This is a genomic window from Mycobacterium sp. NAZ190054, assembly GCF_001545925.1.
Classification (GTDB): domain Bacteria; phylum Actinomycetota; class Actinomycetes; order Mycobacteriales; family Mycobacteriaceae; genus Mycobacterium.
Genome location: NZ_LMVQ01000345.1, coordinates 1 through 3,253, shown reverse-complemented (window position 1 = coordinate 3,253; position 3,253 = coordinate 1). Strand labels below are relative to the sequence as shown.

Below are 3,253 nucleotides of genomic sequence, written 5' to 3'. Positions count from 1 at the left end.
AGCATCGTCGCCCTCGTTGACATGAGCCGGGTCGTTGACATGATCCCCCAATACATCGGTGATTTCGGGTGGTGGGTTCGCTCAGGACGTCACGGCAGGGCCGACAGCGGGGTGAACAGCGGCGGCAACGTGCTCGCGACCGCGATCTCGGTGGCCGGCCCGGCGACGATCCCGCTGCCCGGTCCCGGCCCCGGCCAGACGGCCTACGTGTTCACCGCGATCGGTACGCCCGGTCCGGCGGCCGAGCAGAAGCTGCCGCTGAACGCGACATGGGTGAACCTGACGACCGGCAAGTCCGGCAGCGTCACCCTCAAGCCGCGCCCCGACATGAATCCCGACGGGCCGACGACACTGACCGCCATCGCCGACACCGGCTCCGGCAGCATCATGTCGACGATCTTCGGTCAGGTGACCACGACCGAGAAGCAGTGCCAGTTCATGCCGACGATCGGTTCGACCGTCGTCCCTTGACCAGCCCGACCGCGCCGCGAACGTGCGAGCCCGGTAGTCCAAGCCCTCGCTCGACTACCCGGGATGCACGTTCGCGGGTGGGTCAGTAGGCCATGAACAGGATCGCCTCGCGGTCGTAGTCGCGACCGGGGTGCACCTCGGACAGGTGCTTCTGGGCCTGCTCCACGAGGTCGTCCTCGTCCTTACCGGTGATCGCTTCGCCGCACGGGCAGTTGAGGTGAGTCTTCATGGGTTCACAATGACACAGCCCCCGGCGCGCGATGAGACAAGATCGTCAACATGGAGTTGTACGACGTCATGCGCACCACCGGAGCGGTCCGAGAGTTCACCGACGATCCGCTTCCCGACGACGTCCTGCACCGGATCCTGGACAACGCGAGGTTCGCGCCGACCGGGGGCAACCGGCAGGGCGTGCACGTGATCGCGCTGCGGGACACGGACACGCGGGCAGCGCTCGCCGCGTTGTGCGAGACCGGCGCGCGCCGGTACCTCGCGCAGAAGCGCAACGGCGAGGGCCCGTGGAATCCGTTGCACCCCATGCAGGTGACCGCCGAGCAACTCGCCGCGACCGAGGTGCCGGCCGACATGTCGGCGCCGTTGCTCACCTCGGCTGTCGTGCTGGTGGTGTGCGTCGACCTCGCCGTGGTCGCCGCGATGGACCAGGACCTCGACCGCGTCGGCCTGATCGCCGGCGCGTCGGTGTATCCGTTCGTGTGGAACGTGTTGCTCGCCGCGCGCAACGAGGGCTACGGCGGGGTGCTGACGACGATGGCCGTCGCCGAGGAGCCGCGCGTGCAGGCGCTGTTGGGTATCCCTGCCGACCACGCCGTCGCCGCGGTGGTGCCGTTGGGCAGGCCGCGGCGTCAGGTCACCCGGCTGACCCGCAGGACGGTCGCGCAGTTCGCCACCCGGGAGAGGTTCGACGGCGAGTCTCTGTGACGGCGCGCGCGGGCCATGAGACCTTGGAGCGGTGACGGTCACGCTGGGTTATGCCACGGCCGCGAACGGGGACCTCGACGAGCAACTCGCCGAGCTGGCGGCGGCGGGAGTGGACCCGCGCCGGATCTTCACCGACAAGACGACGGGGTCGGTGGACAAGACGCGGGCCGGGTTGGTGGCCCTGCTCAGCTATGCACGCGGCGGCGACGTCGTGGTGGTGGCGGCGATCGAGCGGCTGGGCCGCTCCGCGGCGGAGGTGGCGCAGACGGTCGCCGATCTCACCGGCCGCGGGATCACGCTGCGCTGCCTGCGTAACGGGCTCGACACCGCCACGTCGACCGGACGTGTCGTGGCGCGCATCCTCACCGACCTGGCGGCTCTCGACGTCGCGGGCCCGGCCGAGACAGCGCACCGAGCATGATCCGGGCGCGCTCGGCGATCTGGCCTCGGCGCCGGGGCCGGGCCGTCAAGCCTTCGCTGCCGCCTTGGCCTCTTTCTTGTACGCGCGCACCTTCTGCAGCGAGCCCGGATCTTTCACGTCCGCGACCGACATGTGCGTGCCGGCCTTGCCGTAGTCACCGGCCGCGGCCCGCCAGCCTTTCGGGGTGACGCCGTACTGCTTGCCCAGCAGCGCCAGGAAGATCTTGGCCTTCTGTTCACCGAAGCCCGGCAGCGCCTTGAGCCTGCGCAGCACGTCGGCACCGTCGGCGCCGTCGGACCACAGCGCCGTCGCATCGCCGCCGTATTCGTCGACGATCACCTGCGCCAGCGCCTGCACCCGCTTGGCCATCGAACCCGGAAACCGGTGCACCGCAGGGGTTTGCGCGCACAGCGCCGCGAACTTCTCGGGGTCCTGGTCGGCGATCAGCTGTGCGTCGAAGCCGCCGATCCGGTCGGCGATCTTCTTCGGGCCGCCGAACGCCACCTCCATCGGGATCTGCTGATCGAGAAGCATCCCGACCAGCAACGCGAACGGATTGTCCTCCAGCAGCGCGTCGGCGTCGGGTTCCTGGACTAACTGCAACTTCGCCACCCGGCCAGTCTAGGACGAGGCGATACTGCGCATTCCGGAAAGCCGGTGCTGCGAAGCGCCTGACCGGCTGGGACCGCGCCGTTCGGTTCGGCGCGATGCAGTAACAGCAAACAGCCGTTTCGAGTTCCGGACGGGGCGGAGTATGCGAACGTGTAGGCGGTAACCGGTGGAAACGCCCGTAGGAGACGACGTTGAGACGTGTGATCGCACCTCTTGTCGCGGCGGTGGTCGTCGCTGTCGCCACGGCAGGCACCGCCTACGGAATTCCGGAACAGGGCACACCGGAGTTCGACGGCTACATGCAGGGTCTGCAGCGCAATGGCTACAACCTGAATCCCGACACCGCATGGCGCGTCGCTCACCAGGCGTGCGTGGGCGGCATACCCGGATACATCGGATTGGAGCTGGCTGCTCAAGGGGTCATCGGCCCCGGCGCGCAGCAACGGGTGATGGAGGTCGCCCACAAGTACGCCTGCCCCGTTCAGTAGGCGGACCACCGCGCACCCGGTGCCATCTAGTTGGTGGTGGGTGGTGGGGGTTCGAATGGTGTGTACCACCACCATTGGGCGCGTTCGCCGGAAGGTCCGCGGTAGGGCCCGACCTGCGGTGGCGCGGTGGTCGGTGGACGGGCCAGCGAGCCGGGTTCGAGTTTTCGGCCGGCACTGTCGGTGACGGTCAACCGGTGCGCCGGCCCGGTCAGGGTGATACCGCCGCGGTGATGCAGCCGATGATGAAACGGACACACCAGCACCAGGTTGTCCAACTCGGTGGCCCCGCCGTCTTCCCAATGCCGGAGGTGATGGGCATGCA

The 3,253-nt window shown here is 68.7% G+C and carries 6 protein-coding genes and 1 pseudogene; 4 read left to right on the top strand and 3 right to left on the bottom strand.

Going from position 1 to position 3,253, the window contains the following annotated elements; genetic code table 11:
• A pseudogene (locus ASJ79_RS21185) lies at nt 1-471 on the top strand (hypothetical protein); the annotation flags it as partial.
• An 82-nt stretch (nt 472-553) separates the two neighbouring features.
• Here the strand turns inward: ASJ79_RS21185 and ASJ79_RS31355 are convergent.
• Nucleotides 554-700, bottom strand: coding sequence for a DUF1059 domain-containing protein (locus tag ASJ79_RS31355; RefSeq protein WP_082753974.1), 147 nt, complete (start codon nt 698-700; stop codon nt 554-556).
• 50 nt (nt 701-750) lie between these two features.
• Here ASJ79_RS31355 and ASJ79_RS21180 point away from each other — a divergent pair, with 50 nt between their 5' ends.
• A complete protein-coding gene (locus ASJ79_RS21180) occupies nt 751-1,410 on the top strand; it encodes a nitroreductase family protein (RefSeq protein WP_067959510.1) in 660 nt (219 codons plus the stop codon).
• 31 nt (nt 1,411-1,441) lie between these two features.
• The gene (locus ASJ79_RS21175) at nt 1,442-1,831 is read left to right on the top strand and encodes a recombinase family protein (RefSeq protein WP_067959507.1); all 390 of its coding nucleotides are present in this window, start codon (nt 1,442-1,444) and stop codon (nt 1,829-1,831) included.
• A 45-nt stretch (nt 1,832-1,876) separates the two neighbouring features.
• Here the strand turns inward: ASJ79_RS21175 and ASJ79_RS21170 are convergent, their stop codons facing one another.
• Nucleotides 1,877-2,443: an HhH-GPD-type base excision DNA repair protein gene (locus tag ASJ79_RS21170; protein WP_067959504.1), complete on the bottom strand. Its 567-nt coding sequence runs from the start codon at nt 2,441-2,443 to the stop codon at nt 1,877-1,879.
• Nucleotides 2,444-2,634: 191 nt separating this feature from the next.
• Here ASJ79_RS21170 and ASJ79_RS21165 point away from each other — a divergent pair, with 191 nt between their 5' ends.
• Nucleotides 2,635-2,931: a hypothetical protein gene (locus ASJ79_RS21165; protein WP_067959501.1), complete on the top strand. Its 297-nt coding sequence runs from the start codon at nt 2,635-2,637 to the stop codon at nt 2,929-2,931.
• 26 nt (nt 2,932-2,957) lie between these two features.
• Here ASJ79_RS21165 and ASJ79_RS21160 read toward each other — a convergent pair.
• Nucleotides 2,958-3,253 (bottom strand): HNH endonuclease signature motif containing protein (locus ASJ79_RS21160; RefSeq protein WP_197420312.1); only part of this gene is annotated, 296 nt, incomplete at its 5' end.

Bases quoted from the DNA above. Each gene is read 5' to 3' on its own strand.
- ASJ79_RS31355 (WP_082753974.1), bottom strand. From the start codon at position 700: ATGAAGACTCACCTCAACTGCCCGTGCGGCGAAGCGATCACCGGTAAG.
- ASJ79_RS21180 (WP_067959510.1), top strand. From the start codon at position 751: ATGGAGTTGTACGACGTCATGCGCACCACCGGAGCGGTCCGAGAGTTC.